The organism is Bombella pollinis (assembly GCF_026385485.1).
In the GTDB taxonomy this organism is placed as follows: domain Bacteria; phylum Pseudomonadota; class Alphaproteobacteria; order Acetobacterales; family Acetobacteraceae; genus Bombella; species Bombella pollinis.
Genome location: NZ_JANIDX010000008.1, coordinates 15390 through 32512, shown reverse-complemented (window position 1 = coordinate 32512; position 17123 = coordinate 15390). Strand labels below are relative to the sequence as shown.

Here is a 17123-nt window from a genome sequence, read left to right as displayed (position 1 = left end):
TGAGGAGAGAGGCAATGGGTTTGGTAAAGACGCTCGGTTTAGGGCTAGGGCTGATGGCTCTGATGATAGGCAGTACGGGGCTTAGTTATGCTGATGATGGGGCTGATGGGCTAGATAGTGTTGTGCGTAAGCCCATGCCCAAAACCAGCTTGCCGCGTGTTCATGCTGATTACAGCATGTTCCATTTTGTCCCACGCGGGGATGAGGTGACGATTCAGCCAGAGCATGGGCGGTTGATTTTTCGTAAAAAGAGTGGCGTGCCTGATGGCTATGCCGAGCGGCGCGGTGCGGCGATTGTCTATTATGATTCCACAGGTAAAGCGGTGCGGATTCAGCGTCTCACCCCTGAGGAGCTGGACCGGATGACCCAATAAAGGGTCGTCGCTTTTTAGGCCTTCCACCGCCAATAGCCATAGAGGCCGAGAAGGGTATAGCCCCCGTAAAGCAAAGCGGTAATGCTGAGCGAACGGCTGAAGAAAAGCCCTGTATAAATTACATCAATCCCTGCCCAGAGCAGCCAGCTTATGCGGTGCCGCCGTGCGGTCCATAATTGAGCGAGTAAGCTGGCCCCGCTTAGGCCGCCATCAAGGAGGGGGGCTGGGTCGTCACTCCAACAGCGCAGGGCTATAACCCATAAGGTGGAGAGGATAAAAAAGCCAAGCGTCTCTATGATGGCTTTTTTGAGGGCCAGCGGCTGGGGCGGGAGGGCGTTTTGCCGTGCTTTATCCCGTGCCCATAAAGCCCAGCCATAAAGGATGGTGAGGCTAAACACCCCTTGCAATATGGTATCGGCATAAAGGCGGGCATGGAAAAAGACCCAGCCATAAAGAAAGGTTGCTAGGAGGGAAATTGGCCAGCCGATGAGGCAGCGTTGGGCGGTTAGCCATACCCCACTTGCACTAAAGCATGCAGCGATAAGCTCCATCATTTAACATGCCTCCAACATGCTTAGGAGGGTACGCCCTGTGGGGGAATGGAACCATTCTGCATGGCCGATGAGATAATCCCGCCAAGAAATCTCCGCCGCTGCTTGGTTATGGAGCGTATGGCCGTAATAAGCCGTTTCAGAGAGGGCAAAGGTCACATGGCAGAGGGGGAGCCAGCGTGCTGTGAGGTGTCGTTCTACGAGGTTTCTTGGGCGTTGGGCATCATAAGCGTGGAGGAAGGCGCGTAGCTGCTCCTCATGCACGGTGGGGGAGCCGTCAGGGGCGAGCCAGCTAATGAAGCTACGCTCTATCGCCACAGCGAGGTCAAAAGCGGCACTGGTTTGGTCACACATGCCGAAATCGAAGATACGCACGGCGGTGAGGTCTTGCCCCTCATTCTGCCATAAGAGATTTGCCCCATGCCAATCACCATGTCCCCAAAGGGGGCGGTCATGCGGTAAGAGGGGGCGTAAGGCCTGATGAAATGGCTCTAAAAGGGGCAGAACGTCAGAGCGTACATCCTCAAGGGAGTAAAGTGATGTAAGGCCCTTTTGCTGTGCTGCCCAAGGGAGGAGTGTATCGTCTAAGGATGGCCCGAGCAGGGGATGGCGGATGGAGGTGAGGGGGGGATTATGGCGCGGGGGCGCGTCATACCCCGCACTAGCGTGATGTAATTGGGCAAGGAGCCGCCCGCTAGAGTCCGCTTGGGGCGTGCTTTTATAAGGCCGCCATGATTCAAGCCCGCGATAAGCATCGTGCTCGGTAAAGAGGGGAAAGGCCTCATAAATATAATGCCCTTCTGCTTTGGCGGTGGTGCCATCCTCCATAGGGAGTGGGGCGCATACGGCTAGCCCTTGCGCTGCGAGATGTTGGGCAAAGCGATGTTCCTCTGTCACTGTGCGGGCGGAGCGCAAAGCCCGCCCATGCCGTTTGAGGAAAATATGCTGGCCATCCTGCAACGCGATGATGGCCGAGGCAGAAAAGGGCCGCTGGCTATGCCAGAGGATAGGATCGTTAGCGGGATGCATGCCCCAATGAGGCAAGAGAGTTGCTACATCAGCGCGCGTAAGGGCGGGCCACACACAGCTATTATAGCCGCTCTCTAAGCCAAGGGGGCGTGCAGACATGCTCAAAACCCCGCTGTAAAGCTTGCAAGGGCGGCAAAGGGACTGCCGATGAAGTAATCAGGGCTGGAGCCTTTAATGCGCGTCCCATGCAGGCCGGTTGTCGTATGAGCGTTAAAAGCGGTGCTGTTAATACCAGAGAGGTAACGTTGATTGCTTAAATTGCTCAGGTTCAGGCGCAAGGTGGGTTTTTTGAGTACGCCGATATTGTTAAAGCGGTACCCCAAAGCGAGGTCTGCCGTCATGATGGCAGGGATGCGCTCATCATTCATAAAGGTGGCATATTGGTGGCTCATATAATGCATCGTCATCATGCTGAAGAAGTGTCCATCATCATAGCGTAACCCCGCTCCCGCTTGGAAATGAGGGCTACGGATAGCCGTTTTGCCTGCTGTAGGGAGGAGGTCCCCCCTGGCGGCAATGTTACTATCGATGGTGGCATGGAGATATTCAAAAGAGGCATAGGGGCTGAGATGATGCCAAGGGCGTGTGCCAATCTCTACATCTACCCCGCGTGAGGTTTGTTTCCCCGCATTGATGGAGGTGGAGATATTGGGGTTATTGGGCTCCCCTGTTTTAATCTGCCGATTGCGGAAATTGTAGTTAAAGAAGGTCACGCTCGCAGTAATCCATTCCCCCGTACGGCGATAGCCGAACTCCTCTGCAATGGAATATTCATTTTTAAGATGGTTTGTCCCCGCTTTGCTGAGGGAGCCATTGGCGTTGCCATTCGCATCCGTCCCAGCATATTGGTTGTAATAGCTGGAGGCTGTTGGGGCGCGGAAGTTGGTGTTGACGTTGAGGAAGAGCTGGTCCTGCTTGGTAAAGTTCCACCTCATGCCAAAGCGCGGCAGTGGTTCGGCTTTATTACTAGAGATGGTCCGCTGAGGGCCGGGGACGTCATTTGTTCCCCAACGATGCATCATGACTTCTTTAAAGCCAATATCCATCGCTAATCTATCCTGCATGAGGGAGATATGGTCGCCTATATACAGCGCATTGACCTGCGACATAGTATGAAAGGCCCCCGCAAGGTAAGGGTTACCATTGGGCATTAGCACACGGTCACGCCGTTTATCGCCCCAAATATTGGCCGAACTTCCATCATCATTAACGGTGGTAAAGGGTTGGCGTTGGTTATCATCGGAGTAGTCATACCAATACCCCATAACGAAATCATTCCATTTATACCGGGCATGGAAGGCCATATTCACCCCAGCGCGATAGCTACGCTGCGTGTATTCGGAACGGACGGTTTGATTATCGGTTAAAGGGAGGGAGGAAACAGGCTGGGTGCCATAATAATTCCCTGTACCAGAGAGCTGGGAGCCGTACGGGAAGTTACCATAAGCACTTTGAGCATAAGGGGTGATGTCAAAACTATAACGCTGGTTAAAGCGCAGATGCACAGGCGCACCGACATAGAGCGTTTCCTCTGGGTCGCGGGAAAGCCGCCAGTAATTATAGCTATTATCGCCGGGTTCATAATGGTGGGTAAGGGCACCGCTATGGATGCCGTATGTTTTCCAATCCTTGAGGGACGTGAAGGGATAATAGCTGGTGATGGCCCTGTTCCATGACCCAACAAGGCTTGCGCGATTGTCCTGCCCCCATTCTTTAAGGAGCTTGAAGTCAATATGCTGGCGGGTATCGTACCCGCCGCTGCGCCAATTATCAGTATGGGTGTTGGAGTAAGAGGCAAAGCCGCGGACGCCACTATGACCAATCTCGCCTGTCTCAAGCCGGAGGAAGCCGCGCCGCGTGTTAAAAGAGCCATATGAGAAAGTGGCAAACCCGCCGGGTTTAAAGGCCGGGTCTAGGAAGGAGAGTTTCATCAATCCCCCAGCGGCATTGAGGACGGGGCTATCCAGGTCGGAGGAGCCTTGTTGCAGTCCAACGGTGCTGTAATTCTCTGTATCAGCAAATTGGTTGGGATACCCACCATAAGAGGCAATATCATTGAGGGGCATACCCTCTAAGACATAGCCAATAGCATCCCCATTTAGCCCACGGACACTGATATTCGTATTAGGGGAAATGCCAAAAGGGTCGGAGGTAGCAACATTTGCACCGGGTAAAATGGAGACAAGCTGAAAAGCCGAAGCCGTAGGGGCTTGTACATCCATATAGCTACGGCCCACCTCACTGATGGATTGCGTGCCATGTTGAGGGCGGATTAACCCCCCACCGCGTTGGGTGACCTCCGTTGTGGCATGGGTGGTGATATATTCCACCTCTTTTGCCTGCACATCATGGGGATGTGAGGTGGTGGGATGTGTTGGTGTGTGCGTGTGCGTCTGTTGGCCTTTTGTTTGCTCCTCAGCCAAGGCTAAGCTGGGGCAACATAAGGGGAGTAAGAGGAGGGCCCGCAAGCCAGAAAAAGATAAGCGCATAGAATCTTCACCTTCGAGAGGTCGATAGGGAAGGTTCGCTGGGCTGGCGTTAGTTCAGGGGAAGATGGGGGTGTTCCATCCATGCTATTTTCCTGTCCCTTCGCCGGTACGAACCGGATCAGGTTCAAAGGGTTGGATGGCCTTGCCCATCCTCTCAGCCTTGCAGATGAAGGCACCCCTCGGAACATGTGCTCTTCGTTAGCAGAGAAAGGCCCTTTTGTTCAAGTGCAAGGCTCTCTTGTAAAAATGCCTATTTCTGCCAATATCAAGCCTATGCGTTTTGTCCTTTTTATAATGGGGGTCTTATGCCCATAATTGCACCGAGCCTGCTTGCTGCTGATTTCTCTAATCTGCGTCAGGAAATGAGCGCGGTGGTGGAGGCCCCGTGGTTGCATCTTGATGTGATGGATGGGCATTTTGTGCCTAATATCTCTTTTGGGATGCCCGTCATTAAAGCCTTGCGGCCACATAGTCAGGCCAAGTTTGATGTTCATTTGATGATTGACCCTGTGGACCCGTATTTAGAAGCCACAGCCAAAGCGGGAGCAGACCATATTACGGTGCATGTGGAGGGGAATGCTCACCTGCATCGGACGTTGCAAACCATCCATGCCTTAGGCTGTAAAGCAGGGGTGGCGATTTGTCCTGCAACCCCACCAGAGGCTTTGTCCGAAGTGATGGATATGGTTGATATTATTTTGGTTATGACGGTTAATCCCGGTTTTGGGGGGCAGAAGTTCCTGCATGGTCAGCTTGCTAAAATCCGCACCCTTGCAGAGATGATCCGTAGGAGCGGGCGGGATATTACACTAGGCGTTGATGGTGGGATTGATGAAACCACAACCCCGTTGGTGACGGAGGCCGGGGCGACTATGCTCGTGGCAGGCTCTGCTATTTTTGGTAAGGGTGACCGCAAAGCCGCTATAGAGGGGATGCGCGCTGTAGCCCGCCCCGCACGCCGCGCTTGATGGAAGGGGAGCGGCTTGTTTAGGTCCTGCTGGCGGTATATTCGGCTATTATGTGCCTCTCTGCCAGCCCGTCAGCGGGACGAAGTTGGCCCTGTTTGTTTGTATCAAGACCGTGAAGAAGGGGACATTGACCAAGCCGCTTTATTGACGGGTGGTGTGTTCCGTTTTGCACAAAAGACCTATCGCTTGCCAATGCGGGATGTTTGGCAAAAGAATAATTGGCCTGAAGATGTACGCCGGTGGGTGTATAGCTTTGAGTGGCTGAAAGACCTTCGTACATTCGGCACAAATGGAGGGCGGTTATTAGCGCGCTCCATGGTCACTTCATGGGCAGACCGTCCTCCTAATGACCCCATCGCGCGGGAAGGTGGGGTGATAGGCCGCCGTTTAGCAAATTGGTTTGGGCATTATGAGTTCTGCCTCTCCACCGCTACAGCGAACACACAGCATATTGTGTTAGAGGCTGCGGTTAAAGATGGACGGCGGCTCTCGGCAATGTTGCCTCTTTCCTCATTAGGCTGGGAGGAGCTTGCGGCTCTGCGTGGGTTGTTAGCCGTTTATATGGCGGTGCCTGATTATGATGGCTTTCTCAAACGCTTTGAGGAGCAACTCCCCCATGTGCTGACCCGCTTGTTGGGGGAGGAGGGTATTGCGGCAGAGCGCAGCCCGGAGGCCCAATATCGCTGCGTGCAGGAACTTACTGCGATTCAAGGGATGTTCGGTGTTTTGCAATGGTTGCCACCGGAGTGCGTCTCTGTCGCTCTAGGGCGGGCTTGTGCAGTATTGCGGGCTTTCTGCCATGGCGATGGGGGGCTAGCTCTCTTTAATGGCGCGCAGGAACATGGCGCAAAAGCCATTACCGCTTTGTTAGAGCAAGCTGAACGTTACCGCATTGTTGCCTCGAGTTTGAGCCAAGGTGGTTTTGTGCGGCTTACAGCAGGGCGGGCCCTTTTATTGGTGGATGCAGCCCCACCCCCACCGCGCGGGTTGGACCGTATGGCCCATGCGGGGACATTGTCTTTTGAGTTCTCCCATCATCGGCAGCGATTATTTGTAAATTGTGGTTCTGCTATGGGCGGGGGGTGGCAACGCGCCTTGCGCTCGTCTGCTGCCCATACAGCCCTGATTGTTGAAGGAGAGTCCTCATCAGGGTTTGGGGCGGGTGGTCATATAACACATCGGCCTTCACAAGTGCGCTGCCAGCAAGAGCGAGAGGGCCGAGCAGACGCCGTGCATCTCTCTCATAATGGCTATTATCCCTCTCATGGGGTGATATGGTCCCGCTCGCTTTTCTTAGACCCTTCAGGGGAGGAGTTACGCGGTTGCGAGCGTGTGGAAGGGGAGCGTGATGTGCCTTTTGCGTTGCGCTTCCATATTCATCCTGATGTGCGGGTAGAGCGCGAGGATGAGGAGATTATCCTCCATACAGCCTCCGAGATATGGCGTTTTCATCAAACAGGTGGAGAGATAGCCGTGGAGGACGACCTTTATATGGGCCGCGGCACACCGGAGGAAACGCGCCAGATTGTCGTTTATTCCCGTCCCGGTCGGACGTTAACGTCACCTACAACGGAGAAGGAGGGGGCCGAGACACGCCCCCGCCGCCAGCAAAAGGTGGAATGGGTGCTGGAATATGTGCCCCTTTAGGGGCTACCCTGCTACCCTACCCGGATGAGGATATGTTTCTTCTTGCCGGAGGAGAGCTTTAGCGTGCCGTTTGTTAGGTCGGCAGATGTGATGATTTGATTCTCATCTTTGATGACGACATCATTCAGCCGGGCACCACCTCCGCGGATGAGGCGGCGTGCCTCGCCCCCGCTGGCGGCTAAGCCTGCCTCTGCAAAGAGCTTAAAGGCAGGCACACCCTCGGCAAATAGGCTAGCAGGCAGGGTGACTTCTGGCAGGGCGGCTTGTGTGCTGCCTTGCTCAAACACGGTGCGGGCAGTTGCAGCGGCTTCCTCAGCGGCAGCACGGCCGTGGCAGATGGCTGTGGCCTCTGTAGCCAGAATCTTCTTAGCTTCGTTAATCTCTGTTCCTTCCAGCGCGCCGAGGCGTTCACATTCCTTCACGGGGAGGTCGGTAAACATTTTGAGGAAGCGGCCTACATCCGCATCTTCCGTATTGCGCCAGAACTGCCAGTAATCAAATACAGGCCGCCGCTCCTTGCGGACCCACACCGCCCCATTGGCGGACTTGCCCATCTTAGCCCCGGAGGAGGTGGTAACAAGCGGTGTTGTCAGCCCAAATAGCCGCGCTCCATCGGTACGGCGAGCGAGGTCAATGCCGGAGACGATATTGCCCCATTGGTCAGAGCCCCCCATCTGAAGGATGGCCCCATGACGGCGATAGAGCTCCCGGAAGTCGAATGCTTGAAGAATGGAGTAGTTGAATTCTAAGAAGGTCAGCCCCTGCTCACGCTCAAGACGTTGCTTCACACTCTCAAAAGAGAGCATCCGACTGACAGAGAATTGCACCCCAACATCTTGCAATAGGCTGATGTAAGAGAGCTTATCCAACCAATCCGCATTATTGACGAGGCGACATTTACCATCATCAAAATCCAAAAATTGCCCCAGTGAGGCGCGCAACCCTGCGAGATTATGGGTGATGGTCTCGTTGCTCATCAGCGAGCGGGCTTCATCGCGGAAGGACGGGTCACCAATTTTCGCCGTCCCCCCACCGATGAGCGCAATAGGGTGATGGCCGTGCTTTTGTAAGAGCCGCAACATCATAATCGACATCGCATTACCCACATGCAGGGAATCAGCTGTAGGGTCAAAGCCGATATAAGCCGTAATGGGGCCTTCCTGCATAAGAGCATCCAACGCCTCATAATCAGTGCATTGGAAAATCATCCCACGGGCCTGAGCTTCTTGCAGGAAGGGGCTTTTAAGTGTGATGTCGGTCATGGAAAAGCTCTTTTCTGAAGTCTATAGCAAGGGGGATCGCTTAGCCGATGGCTTCTGCCTCATGCTCTGGCTCTGCATCATGTTCTAGCGCGGGGGCGGCGATAGAGGCAGGCTCTGGTGCAAAGAGGTTTTTCTGCCGGGTGGTGACATGGTCCTCCAACGCATCGGCAATCAGCTCCGCTTGCTGGGAGAAGATGTGGTCTGCCTCTGGGAAGAGGCGATAATCCACCGTCACATTCTTTTGTGTGTTGAGCTTCTCAACCAGTTTACGGATGACAGGCTCTGGGGCCATGTTATCTCGCCCACCAGCAATCATTAACCCGCTACAGGGGCAGGGGGCGAGGAAGTTGAAGTCATAATCATCAGCAGGGGGGGCAACGCTAATCCAACCGCGGATTTCTGGCCGGCGCATCAGCAGCTGCATCCCTACAAAGGCCCCGAAGGAATATCCAGCAATCCACAACTCCGAGGAGTTGGGGTTAATCATCTGCATCCAGTCCAGAGCAGCTGCTGCATCGGAGATTTCCCCAATACCGCCATCATAACGGCCTTGAGAGCGACCAACCCCGCGGGAATTATAACGCAGGACGGAAAACCCCATCATCTGAAAACGCCGATACATGGTGTAAGTGATGCGGTTGTTCATCGTCCCGCCATGGAGCGGGTGGGGGTGGATGACAAGGGCGAGAGGAGCGTTAGGGTCTTCGGAATGGTGATAATGGCCTTCGAGCCGCCCATCAGGGCCAGCGAACATGACTTCAGGCATGCGTCTCTCATCTTTATTGTCCACCCTGACCATCCCTAAAATATGGAGGGTAAGGTGATGTACGAACCGATTATGCCCGGCCTTTGTGGGACCGGGCATGATTTTGCGCCCCTCGCAGATGGATGGACACCAAGCCGGGAGAGGTATATCGGCGTTGTATATCGGTTTTGCTTTACTAATTTCTAGTAAAATCGACTCTCACATGCCGGTTTTTTCAAAAAAGTAAATCAGATTATGTTTGTCTCTTTATAGGGGTCAGGTTTATCAGAGGCAGCAGAAAGAGGAGGAGTCTCCATGCTTCATGCCCCGCCTTCACAGCATAACCCGCTTTATTTGGATGCTAATGCGACAGAGCCGTTACGCCCCATAGCCCAACAGGCGTTGAATGAGGGGCTTGCCCAGCTGGGTAATCCTGCCTCTGTGCATACAGCAGGGCGTAAGGCCCGTGTGATGCTAGAGCAAGCACGCAAACAGCTTGCTGGGACCTTTGGGCGAGAGGCGGATAGCTTTGTGTTCACCTCCGGTGGGACAGAGGCGAATACGCTTGCCGTGCATGGTTTTGGCCATGCGATAGGGCGGCCTATCCTCATCGGTGCGACCGAGCATGACGCCATTCGTAAAGCCGCGCCGGGAGCATGCGTGATTCCGGTGGATCAAAATGGTCTCATAGAATGTGCAGCTTTGGAAACACAGCTTGCCTCCCATGCAGCAGAGGCAGGTGCGCTCGTATGTATTATGGCGGCGAATAATGAGACAGGCGTGTACGCACCGTTGGAGGATATTGCCGCTTTATGCCGCCAATACGGAGCGCATTTGCATATTGATGCGGTGCAAGCAGCGGGGCGGATGAGCGGGACAGACCCTTTCTCTCAAGCCGTGGCGTCAGGGGCGTTAGTAGGGGCGAGCCTTGCTTTATCTGCCCATAAGATGGGTGGGGTAATGGGGGCGGGGGCTCTTCTTCTGCCAGAGGACCGGCCCTTACCCCCCCTTCTTCCCGGTGGGGGGCAAGAGCGTGGACGGCGCGGGGGTACCCCCGCCCTTGCAGCGCATCTCAGCATGGCCGCTGCGTTGGTGGAAAGCCAGCAGCAAGAATGGAGTCGCCTGCAGATATTGCGTGATGAGCTAGAGGCCATCTGCTGCCATGCAGGGGCGGTCATTATGGGCCGTGACGTCCCGCGCTTGCCGAATACGGTGAGTGCCCTTCTACCCGGTGTAGCGGCGCAGATGCAGCTTATGGCCTTGGATATCGAGGGTTATTGCGTCTCTGCTGGCTCGGCCTGTTCATCCGGCAAAGTGGCGCGCTCCCATGTGTTGGAGGCTATGGGGCAAGGCGAAGGCGCGGGGCAGGCGATTCGCATCTCTCTGCCATGGAATGTGCAAGCAGAGCATGTGCGTGCCTTTGGGCAGGCTTATAGCCGTATGGCGCAGCGATTTGCCGAGCGTGGCCTCTTACAAAATAATCGTACTACGTCATGAAGGCGGATAAGCAGGAGGTTATCTATTTAGATTACCTCGCGACAACCCCCTGTGACCCGCGTGTTATAGAGGCCATGCTGCCCTATTTTACGGCGTCCTTTGGCAATGCTGGGAGTGTGCATCAGCTTGGCCGTGCGGCGGAGGAGGCCGTAGAGGAGGCCCGCCAAGAGATGGCGCAGCTTTTGCAGGTGAGCCCTCATGAGGTGATATGGACCTCGGGGGCGACTGAATCCAATAATCTGGCCATTAAAGGGGCGGTGCGGTTCTTAAAGACGCAGGGCGATACAAGACGGCGCGTCATTACAGCCGCAACGGAACATAAATGCGTGTTGGAGGCTGTGCGCTCCCTCGCAGATGAAGGGTTTGAGCCTATTATCCTCCCCGTAGGGCCTGATGGGCGTGTAGAGCCAAACCGATTAGCCGAGGCCTTAAAAACACCAACCGCGCTTGTAAGCCTCATGGCAGCGAATAACGAGACAGGTATAATCCACGACATTCCCCAGCTTATGCCGCTTATCAAGCAAGCAGGGACGTTGCTGCATGTTGATATGGCGCAGAGGTTCGGTAAATTACCATGCAGTTTAGAGGGGATCGACCTCGCCTCATTCTCGGCCCATAAGCTATACGGCCCTAAAGGGGTCGGAGCGTTATATATAAGGCGGCGGCCTCGTGTGCGGCTATTGCCTTTAATCTCTGGTGGAGGGCAGGAGCGTGGTATGCGCTCTGGCACATTGCCTGTCCCGCTCATTGTGGGGATGGCTGTCGCTGCACGTCTTGCCCTAGCCGCCCAGCCGGAGGAGGTGCCGCGCCTTATGGCATTGCGCGGCCAGCTTTGGCAGGCTATGCAGAGGCTTTGCCCAACAGCGCGGCTTAATGGCGGCCAAGCTCCGCATCTGCCGGGTGTACTGAATTGCTGCTTACCTGATGGGCCGGAGGCTCAAGACTTGATGAAATCCCTGCCGGGGCTGGCTTTTTCGGCTGGTTCAGCATGTTCGGCAGCGTCTGGTGCGCCGTCTTATGTATTGCAGGCAATGGGCTTGACCGATAGAGAAGCACGCAGGAGCTTGCGTCTTTCGGTCGGACGCTTTACCTCAGCAGATGACGTGGAACGCGCAGTGGCTCAATTTAGGCAGGTTTTAACAGGTGGTTAACCACGCCTGTGTGGATTTCAGAGGGAGTGAGGGTTTATGCCACGGATGGTTTTTGTTGAGCGTGATGGTAGCCGCCATGAGGTGGAGGCACAGGCAGGTCTCTCCGTCTTGGAGATTGCCCATGAGCATAATATCGACCTTGAAGGAGCCTGTGAGGGCTCCCTAGCATGTGCGACATGCCATGTTATCGTGGACCCAGCATGGGCCGATAAACTCACCAGCCCAACCGATGATGAAGAAGATATGCTCGACCTCGCCTTTGGGCTGGAGAAAACATCGCGCCTTGGCTGCCAAATCATCATGACAGATGAGCTGGATGGCCTTGTCGTTCATCTTCCCAAAGCGGGGTAAGGTAAGCGTTATGCGCATCCTTGTAGCTATGTCTGGTGGGGTCGATAGTTCTGTTGTGGCAGCGTTGCTCAAGCAGCAAGGCCACGAGGTCATCGGGGCCACCTTACAGCTTTACGACCATAGCGGCCCCGCCAAGCCGGGGGCTTGCTGTGCAGGGCGGGACATTATGGATGCGCGTTTAGTGGCGGAGAAAATCGGTTTTCCTCATTACGTTATTGATGCGGAGAGCCGCTTCCGCGATAGCGTTATTGAGAGTTTTGCCGATTCTTACGCCCGGGGAGAAACCCCTGTCCCTTGTGTGGCTTGTAATCAGGGCGTTAAGTTTACGGACCTCCTGACAATGGCGCGGGATTTAGGCTGCGAGGCTATGGCGACTGGCCATTATGTCCGCCGGGTTGAGGGCCCTACTGGGGTGGAGATGCACCGCCCTGTGGATCGGGATAGAGACCAAAGTTGGTTTCTCTTTGCCACAACGCGGGAACAGTTGGAGTTCCTCCGCTTCCCCCTTGGTGAGATGCCCGATAAAGCTCATGTCCGTGCCTTAGCGGAGGAGCTAGGGCTGGATGTGGCGACAAAGCGCGATAGTCAGGATATTTGCTTTGTGACGAATGGCTCTTACGCCACATTGGTGGAGAAGATGCGACCAGAGATTGGTGGGCCGGGCGATATTGTAGATGAGCACGGCAATGTGCTGGGCCAGCATGAGGGGATTGCGCGTTACACTGTGGGGCAGAGCCGCCGGTTGGGGGATATTCATACCGGTACGGGGGAACGTCAGATGGTCACGGCGATTGATGTGCCTTCCCGCCGCATTATTGTTGGCCCGCGTCAGAAGGTCATTCATGATGAGAGCCGCCGCATCGTCCAGCTAAGGGATATGAATTGGCTGATTGATGCCCCAGCAGACGGCGTGCGCTGCGGAGTGCAGCTACGCGCGCGTGAGGGGTTGCGTCAAGCCCTTATACGCCCCTTAGAGGGGAATCGGGCAGAGGTTCAGCTCGAAGAGCCCGCTTTGCCCGCACCGGGGCAAGCATGTGTGATGTATGAGGGGGAGCGTGTTCTGGGTGGTGGGTTTATTCTCGCCTAAACGCTCTACTATATGAATCACATCTTATTGATTTTATGGGAGGAAAAGAGTCGCTTTTGCGAAAGAGGGGCGCAAAAGTGGGCTCTGAAGGTGTTATTTGGCCTCTTAGAGGGGGCCACGCTTTAGGAATGTTTCGATTTTAAAATATATTTTGCACAAATCTTCCTTTTGGATATGGACAACCCCCTATGTTTCATGGTCTGGCTGGAGGTAGAGAAGTTCTTTCTCCACCAGCAACGGGAAGTGATTATCACGCTATCAGCTTGAGGGTTTGGTATGGCTTATTTTGTACGTCATTTTGGTTCATTACCGGAACGTTCCGCTCTGCGGAAGGCCATTGCCGAGAAAATCCGGTACCCAGAGCAAGCCTGCGTTGAGGCTTTGATTCCAGCCGCTGAGATGAGCGTTGATGAGGAAGCAATCGCCAGCAAAGTTGGGCTTTCTCTAGCGCGTGCGCTGCGCGATCATCGCCAGCCAGGCCTTGTTGAGACCTTGGTGCAAGAGTTCAGCCTTGCCTCATCGGAGGGTGTGGCTCTGATGAGCATGGCCGAGGCTTTGCTGCGTACACCAGACCATGCCACGCGTGATGCGTTGATTCGGGACCAAGTTGGTGTGGGGGACTGGCTCTCTCATATGGGGCGTGATCGTGGCTTGATCATCAATGCAGCCTCATGGGGATTGGACATTACCGGCCGTCTCGTTGCGCCTAAGCGGCGTATGGGCGTGATTCATCGTCTGCTGCGTGATCGTGGGGAGCCGATTGTCCGCCGGGCTGTGCAATTTGCAATGCAGATGATGGGCCAGCAATTCGTCCTTGGCCAGACTATTGAAGGCGCATTGAAGGATTCCCGCAAGCGTGAGGCACAAGGCTTTACCTATTCCTACGATATGCTGGGTGAGGCTGCGTTGGACCATGCCGATGCCGAGCGGTATCAGGCGTCTTACCATGCAGCGTTGGAGGCTATCGGTAGCCGGGCTAAGGGTGAGAATGTCTATGAGCGTCCCGGCCTATCCATTAAGCTTTCTGCCCTGCATCCGCGTTATGAGCGGGCAAAGCGTGAGCGCGTGTTGGAGGAGCTGCTGCCAACTGTAAAAGCCCTCGCTGTGCGGGCGAAGCATTACAATATCGGCTTGAATATTGATGCTGAAGAAAGCGAACGGCTGGATATTTCGCTCGATATTCTGGAAGCTTTGTGCCGCGACCCAGAGTTGACGGATTGGGATGGCATCGGCTTTGTTGTGCAGGCTTATGGGCGGCGCGCTTCAGCTGTGTTGGATTACATCATCGCCCTTGGCCGTGAGACGCATCACCGTGTGATGATTCGCCTCGTAAAAGGGGCGTATTGGGATAGCGAGCTGAAGAAGGCTCAAATTGATGGTGTTTCGGACTTCCCCGTCTTTACGCGTAAATGCCATACGGATGTTAGCTATATTGCATGTGCGCGTAAGCTCTTAGGGGCAATGGATGCGATTTTCCCACAATTTGCGACACATAATGCGCGGACAGTGGCCACGATTTACGCAATGGCTGGTCAGGACTTCCAACCGGGGCAATTTGAGTTCCAATGTCTGCATGGCATGGGTGAGGCCCTTTTTGAGCGCGTTGTGGGGGCAAAGAACCTCAACCGGCCTTGTCGGATTTACGCCCCGGTGGGGACATATGACACGCTGTTGGCCTATCTCGTCCGCCGCCTATTGGAGAACGGAGCGAACTCCTCCTTCATCAATCTGCTTGGTGACCCCAACATTCCGCTAGAAAAATTGGTGGAGGACCCTGTTAAGGTTACGCGCTCTTATAGCCCTGTGGGAGCCCCTCACCCTGAGATTAAAAAACCGCTCGATATGTTCGCGCCAGAGCGGCAAAACTCTAAGGGTATGGACCTGAACCATGAGCCTGTTTTGAGCCATCTTGGCGAGGTGCTTTACAGCCTGCCAGAGCAGTATGAGGCTTATCCGCTAGTGCCCGGTTTGGGTGAGGCGACGCGTCCGGTTCATCCCGTTACAAACCCTGCGGAGCGCAAGGATCAGGTCGGCCAAGTGACCTTTGCGGTGCCTGAGGATATTCGCCACGCTGTAGATGTTGCAGAAGCAGCTTTTGCAGGCTGGGCCGCACGTCCAGCTGAGGAACGTGGTGCGATTTTGGAGCGCGCTGCTGATTTGCTGGAGGAACGCTACATTGCCTATATGGGGTTGGCCGTGCGTGAGGCAGGGAAGTCCTACCCCAATGCTGTGGCTGAGGTCCGTGAGGCGATCGACTTCTTGCGTTATTATGGCGGGACAGTCCGGCGGGAGTTTAATAATGAGACGCACCGCCCCCTAGGCACTGTGGTGTGCATTAGCCCGTGGAACTTCCCGTTAGCGATCTTCCTTGGTCAGGTGTCCGCTGCTTTGGCTGCGGGGAATACCGTCATCGCCAAACCGGCTGAGGAAACCCCATTGATTGCTATGGAAGCTGTAAAGCTTCTGCATGAGGCAGGTGTACCAGAGGAGGTTGTGCAGTTCCTTCCCGGTGAAGGGGATGTCGGGGAGGCCATGGTGGCAGACCAGCGCATCGGTGGTGTGATGTTTACGGGCTCTACCATTGTTGCGCAGATTATTGCACGTCAGTTGAATGGCCGTTTAGGCCGCAATGGTCAGCCTGTTCCACTTGTGGCGGAAACTGGCGGGTTGAATGCGATGATTGTCGATTCCTCCGCTTTGCCAGAGCAGGTGGTGAAGGATATCGTCTCCTCCGCTTTTGATAGTGCGGGGCAACGCTGTTCGGCTCTGCGCGTGCTATGCGTGCAGGAAGATGCTGCGGATCGTATCATCTCCTTGCTGAAAGGCGCGATGGAGGAGTTACGGATTGGGATTCCCGCCAAGTTGCCAACTGATGTTGGGCCTGTCATTAGTGAGGTCGCTCGCAAAGGGATTAACGATCACATCGAGGCTCTACGCCGCCGGAATCACCCTGTCTTCCAAGCTCCAACCGTGGAGGAGGAAACACAAGGGGGGACGTTTGTGCCACCAACCTTGATTGAGGTGAGTTCCATCGCTGATGTTGGCGGGGAGATTTTCGGCCCTGTGCTGCATGTCCTACGCTATAAACGTGATGAGCTAGAAGCCCTTATCACACGCAGCAATGCAGGGGGGTATGGCCTCACCTTTGGTGTGCATAGCCGTGTTGCCTCTCGCATTGACTTCCTTGTGGAGCGGGTGGAAGCAGGGAATATCTACGTTAATCGCAATATTGTTGGGGCGATTGTAGGTGTGCAACCCTTTGGTGGGCATGGTCTCTCTGGCACGGGGCCAAAGGCTGGGGGTCCGCTGGCCTTGCGCCGCCAGTTGGCAGATGCTCCACGGACGCCACTCGCACAACCGGGGGCAATGCCGGCTATGGCACGCTCATGGTTGCTATGGCTGGGCACGAATGATCGCGACCTAGCCCATGAGGTCACACCTTGGATGGATCATGGCTTGCTTTCCTGCAAGCTTGCGCTGCCATCCCCGGTTGGGGAGAGCAATACTTACACGTTGGAGCCACGGGGCCGCGTCCTCGCTGTGGCAGAGACGGAGCAGGGCCTAAAGCGCATGATCAGCTATGCCATTAGCTGTGGCAATGAGGTCATCGCTCTTGCTGCTCCTGCGGTGATTAAGACGTTGGAGACCATGCCAGATGTCCTACGGGAGGCAATTCATCCTGCTGATTCGTTAGAAGATGTTGAGGCATGCTCTGTCATTCTTGCTGAGAGTGCGCATGAGGGGCTGTGGCAGATTGTGGCGGACCAGCTCAAAAACCCTGATGCCCCTGTACCGTTGGTCTATTGGGCAGATGGCTCCACCCTTCAGCCGGAAGCTTTGGTGCAAGAGAAGCTAGTGAGCGTTAATACGGCGGCTGCTGGTGGTAATGCGGAGCTGATGGCTCTGAGCTAAGAGGGGCTTCCGCTTTATAGATGAAGAAGGCCGGGTGAATCATAATCCACCCGGCCTTCT

13 protein-coding genes and 1 riboswitch are annotated in these 17123 nt (G+C 55.1%); of the genes, 8 read left to right on the top strand and 5 right to left on the bottom strand.

All coding sequences use genetic code 11. From position 1 onward, the window contains the following. Positions 1 to 14: 14 nt before the first annotated feature. Positions 15 to 374, top strand: a complete 360-nt coding sequence (locus NQF89_RS08235; protein ID WP_266137940.1) for a hypothetical protein — start codon at positions 15 to 17, stop codon at positions 372 to 374. Between the two features lie 14 nt (positions 375 to 388). Here NQF89_RS08235 and pnuC read toward each other — a convergent pair whose 3' ends face one another. Genes pnuC through NQF89_RS08220 form a run of 3 tightly spaced genes read right to left on the bottom strand, consistent with a single transcriptional unit; the run spans position 389 to position 4443 of the window. Next, the gene (pnuC, locus tag NQF89_RS08230; RefSeq protein WP_099027491.1) at positions 389 to 928 is read right to left on the bottom strand and encodes a nicotinamide riboside transporter PnuC; all 540 of its coding nucleotides are present in this window, start codon (positions 926 to 928) and stop codon (positions 389 to 391) included. Then, a complete protein-coding gene (locus tag NQF89_RS08225; protein ID WP_266137939.1) occupies positions 929 to 2053 on the bottom strand; it encodes a phosphotransferase enzyme family protein in 1125 nt (374 codons plus the stop codon). A 2-nt stretch (positions 2054 to 2055) separates the two neighbouring features. Then, complete coding sequence (locus NQF89_RS08220) at positions 2056 to 4443, bottom strand: TonB-dependent receptor (protein ID WP_266137938.1); 2388 nt, start codon at positions 4441 to 4443, stop codon at positions 2056 to 2058. 77 nt (positions 4444 to 4520) lie between these two features. After that, positions 4521 to 4633, bottom strand: a riboswitch (TPP riboswitch). Positions 4634 to 4748: 115 nt separating this feature from the next. Here NQF89_RS08220 and rpe point away from each other — a divergent pair. Together rpe and NQF89_RS08210 are read left to right on the top strand one after the other, a co-directional pair. After that, positions 4749 to 5411 (top strand): ribulose-phosphate 3-epimerase, encoded by a 663-nt coding sequence (gene rpe / locus NQF89_RS08215; RefSeq protein ID WP_155573943.1) that lies wholly within the window; start codon positions 4749 to 4751, stop codon positions 5409 to 5411. Between the two features lie 15 nt (positions 5412 to 5426). After that, positions 5427 to 7058, top strand: a complete 1632-nt coding sequence (locus NQF89_RS08210; protein ID WP_266137937.1) for a heparinase II/III family protein — start codon at positions 5427 to 5429, stop codon at positions 7056 to 7058. 11 nt (positions 7059 to 7069) lie between these two features. On the opposite strand, the gene tyrS is transcribed toward NQF89_RS08210, so the two are convergent. Both tyrS and NQF89_RS08200 read right to left on the bottom strand, forming a co-directional pair. Beyond that, positions 7070 to 8320 carry a tyrosine--tRNA ligase gene (gene tyrS, locus NQF89_RS08205; protein ID WP_266137936.1) on the bottom strand — a complete coding sequence of 417 codons (1251 nt, stop codon included), beginning with the start codon at positions 8318 to 8320 and terminating at the stop codon, positions 7070 to 7072. Positions 8321 to 8360: 40 nt separating this feature from the next. Beyond that, positions 8361 to 9086, bottom strand: coding sequence for an alpha/beta hydrolase (locus tag NQF89_RS08200; protein ID WP_155578924.1), 726 nt, complete (start codon positions 9084 to 9086; stop codon positions 8361 to 8363). A gap of 294 nt (positions 9087 to 9380) precedes the next feature. On the opposite strand from NQF89_RS08200, the gene NQF89_RS08195 reads away from it, so the two are divergent. The 5 genes from NQF89_RS08195 to putA all read left to right on the top strand — a co-directional run bounded on the left by NQF89_RS08195 (position 9381) and on the right by putA (position 17063). After that, positions 9381 to 10562: a cysteine desulfurase family protein gene (locus NQF89_RS08195; protein ID WP_266137935.1), complete on the top strand. Its 1182-nt coding sequence runs from the start codon at positions 9381 to 9383 to the stop codon at positions 10560 to 10562. Beyond that, complete coding sequence (locus NQF89_RS08190) at positions 10559 to 11713, top strand: cysteine desulfurase family protein (protein ID WP_266137934.1); 1155 nt, start codon at positions 10559 to 10561, stop codon at positions 11711 to 11713. Before NQF89_RS08195 ends, NQF89_RS08190 begins: the two co-directional genes overlap by 4 nt. Positions 11714 to 11749: 36 nt before the next feature. Beyond that, positions 11750 to 12064 carry a ferredoxin family 2Fe-2S iron-sulfur cluster binding protein gene (locus tag NQF89_RS08185; protein ID WP_099027482.1) on the top strand — a complete coding sequence of 105 codons (315 nt, stop codon included), beginning with the start codon at positions 11750 to 11752 and terminating at the stop codon, positions 12062 to 12064. A gap of 10 nt (positions 12065 to 12074) precedes the next feature. After that, a complete protein-coding gene (gene mnmA / locus NQF89_RS08180) occupies positions 12075 to 13151 on the top strand; it encodes a tRNA 2-thiouridine(34) synthase MnmA (RefSeq protein ID WP_155573938.1) in 1077 nt (358 codons plus the stop codon). A gap of 276 nt (positions 13152 to 13427) precedes the next feature. After that, positions 13428 to 17063 (top strand): bifunctional proline dehydrogenase/L-glutamate gamma-semialdehyde dehydrogenase PutA, encoded by a 3636-nt coding sequence (gene putA, locus NQF89_RS08175; RefSeq protein WP_266137933.1) that lies wholly within the window; start codon positions 13428 to 13430, stop codon positions 17061 to 17063. The last annotated feature ends 60 nt before the right edge of the window (positions 17064 to 17123 follow it).

Excerpts from the sequence above, each read along its gene's own strand:
- NQF89_RS08235 (WP_266137940.1), top strand. The coding sequence starts at position 15 with ATGGGTTTGGTAAAGACGCTCGGTTTAGGGCTAGGGCTGATGGCTCTG.
- pnuC (WP_099027491.1), bottom strand. The coding sequence starts at position 928 with ATGATGGAGCTTATCGCTGCATGCTTTAGTGCAAGTGGGGTATGGCTA.
- NQF89_RS08225 (WP_266137939.1), bottom strand. The coding sequence starts at position 2,053 with ATGTCTGCACGCCCCCTTGGCTTAGAGAGCGGCTATAATAGCTGTGTG.
- NQF89_RS08220 (WP_266137938.1), bottom strand. The coding sequence starts at position 4,443 with ATGCGCTTATCTTTTTCTGGCTTGCGGGCCCTCCTCTTACTCCCCTTA.
- rpe (WP_155573943.1), top strand. The coding sequence starts at position 4,749 with ATGCCCATAATTGCACCGAGCCTGCTTGCTGCTGATTTCTCTAATCTG.
- tyrS (WP_266137936.1), bottom strand. The coding sequence starts at position 8,320 with ATGACCGACATCACACTTAAAAGCCCCTTCCTGCAAGAAGCTCAGGCC.
- NQF89_RS08200 (WP_155578924.1), bottom strand. The coding sequence starts at position 9,086 with ATGCCTGAAGTCATGTTCGCTGGCCCTGATGGGCGGCTCGAAGGCCAT.
- NQF89_RS08195 (WP_266137935.1), top strand. The coding sequence starts at position 9,381 with ATGCTTCATGCCCCGCCTTCACAGCATAACCCGCTTTATTTGGATGCT.
- NQF89_RS08190 (WP_266137934.1), top strand. The coding sequence starts at position 10,559 with ATGAAGGCGGATAAGCAGGAGGTTATCTATTTAGATTACCTCGCGACA.
- NQF89_RS08185 (WP_099027482.1), top strand. The coding sequence starts at position 11,750 with ATGCCACGGATGGTTTTTGTTGAGCGTGATGGTAGCCGCCATGAGGTG.
- mnmA (WP_155573938.1), top strand. The coding sequence starts at position 12,075 with ATGCGCATCCTTGTAGCTATGTCTGGTGGGGTCGATAGTTCTGTTGTG.
- putA (WP_266137933.1), top strand. The coding sequence starts at position 13,428 with ATGGCTTATTTTGTACGTCATTTTGGTTCATTACCGGAACGTTCCGCT.